The following is a 2078-nucleotide window of genomic DNA, read 5'->3' on the forward strand; positions in this document are numbered from 1 at the left end:
TGATAGGCAGATGCTATTTTTTAAAAAATTGCGTAGAAATACGTATAGGATTTAGGGAAATTACTAAAGATATATCATAAATAATGTATTAGTTTTGGTTGTTCTTTAAGTTTACAATAGAGAATATATAAATGTAAGTTATGTGGCAGAATGATAGAAATCACCAAACTAAGAAATAGAAAATGTAATTAGTTGAAAATTTCAAATTAAGATTAACAGGTGGTGCAAAACATTCTGAAATAGAAAATAATATTTTAATTGTAAGCAAACTTATGGCAACATTCACAAATTTTGATTTAAAAATTAAATCCAGACTTATTGTTAAACAACTTATAGACCTTGCCACTAAAGACTATGGAAGAAAACACAGTTAACATAATTTACAAGTGGTTAAAGCAAAGCCACTATGATGTAAGTATTGAAAAAATACAATTACAATTTCTTTCACATCCTGATATTGGCACACTTAGTTCTATTACTGATACACTCAATACATTCAAAATTGAAAACCAGGCAGCTCAAATTGACATTGACAATATACCAAATCTGAAAGAATCATTTCTCGCATTGATAAGAAATAACAAGATTGATCAATTTGTATTAACAAGGGTTATCTCAACAGTTTCCATCGAAATTTACACTGGACAGGAGAAATCATTTTCAATCACTTTTGATAATTTTAAAAAAATATTCACTGGCATTATCGTTGTAATTGAAAAGAAAGAACCTACACTAGGTGTTAAAATTTATGATTGGTTAAGACCTTTATTCATCAACCTTTTGGCTTTTACAGTTTTTTTCTTATTCTGGTTACAATCCACTCAAACATTCAATATCTATGCTTACCTCTTACTAACAATAGTAGGGTTAACATGCTCAATACTGCTTTTTGTTCATAGTTTAGGTTTTAACAACCATTTTCTGCAGCGATTCTGCACATTATCAAAAAACTCTGATTGTGGTCAAGTTTTACATTCAAAAGCAGCTAATCTCTGGAAAAACATAAACCTTACCGATGCAGGAATTGTATATTTTTCTTTGCAATTGATTTACTTGTTGCTTTTACCAAATGCTATTTCAATACTCTTAGCTCTAAGTATTGTTGGAATATTATTTCCGATTTATTCTATCTATCAGCAGGCCTATATTATAAAAAAATGGTGCCCTTTATGCCTTACCATAGCAGCCATATTACTGCTACAAGGAATTGTGGCAATTATTTCCATTTCGCAAATTTTCCTTCAAACTCGATTTATAGCTGCAGTATTATGCATAACTGCACTTGTTTATTTAGTATGGTATTATCTAAAGCAATTATTTGAAAACAGCGCCAAACTGCATAATACTGAAATTGAATGCTTAAGTTTTAAGCGCAACTATCACCTGTTTATTGCTTATTACAAGCTTACAAATTCTATTGAAGACAGTCATTTAAAAAAAGAAAAGGAAATTATCATAGGTTCAGAACAAGCCCCAATACAAATTACACTTATTTCCAATCCACTATGCCGAGCATGTCAAAAAGCTCATGGTGAATTAAAATCTTTGTTACAAAAATTCCCTGCCAATATTTCTTTAAGAATTGTATTCTTTGTCCCCTATGAATACACGATCGACTTAGGAACTAAGATTGCAAGCTGGCTAGTACACACATACTTTAACAACAAAGAAAAGGGCATTGAAACTATTGAAAACTGGTATAACAACCCCAATTTTAAGGAATTTGATAAGCTAAAACAACTCAGTGATATTGTAAAACAGCAACAACCTTTTTTACAAAACCAGGCAGAATGGTGTGTACAACAACAGTTAACCCTAACGCCACTGCTACTCATTAACAACAAACAATTTCCACTTATTTATAGAATAAATGACCTGGGTTTTCATATAGAAGCAATTATTGAATTTGAGCATGAGCAAGAAAATAGAAAAAGAGCCCAGTCAAATCAAAACATGTGTTAGCTAGCAAAACATAAACAATCATTTTTAAACATTTTAAAACAAAACGTATGTTAAAAACAATTGCAGCGTTACAAGGTGTAACCATTTTGAGCAAAGATGCCCAAAAGAAAATTTCT

General features: G+C 30.5%; 1 protein-coding gene. It reads left to right on the forward strand.

Annotation, left to right across the window (positions count from 1 at the left end; translation table 11 throughout):
• The first annotated feature begins 354 nt into the window (after positions 1-354).
• Entirely contained in the window at positions 355-1962 is a 1608-nt protein-coding gene (locus LX80_RS14310) for a vitamin K epoxide reductase family protein (RefSeq protein ID WP_111297327.1), read from the forward strand.
• Positions 1963-2078: the final 116 nt, after the last annotated feature.

The sequence above is a fragment of the Hydrotalea sandarakina genome (assembly GCF_003254115.1).
Classification (GTDB): domain Bacteria; phylum Bacteroidota; class Bacteroidia; order Chitinophagales; family Chitinophagaceae; genus Hydrotalea; species Hydrotalea sandarakina.

What these genes read in the sequence shown, in the direction of transcription:
- LX80_RS14310 (WP_111297327.1), top strand. Translation starts at nt 355, where the DNA reads ATGGAAGAAAACACAGTTAACATAATTTACAAGTGGTTAAAGCAAAGC.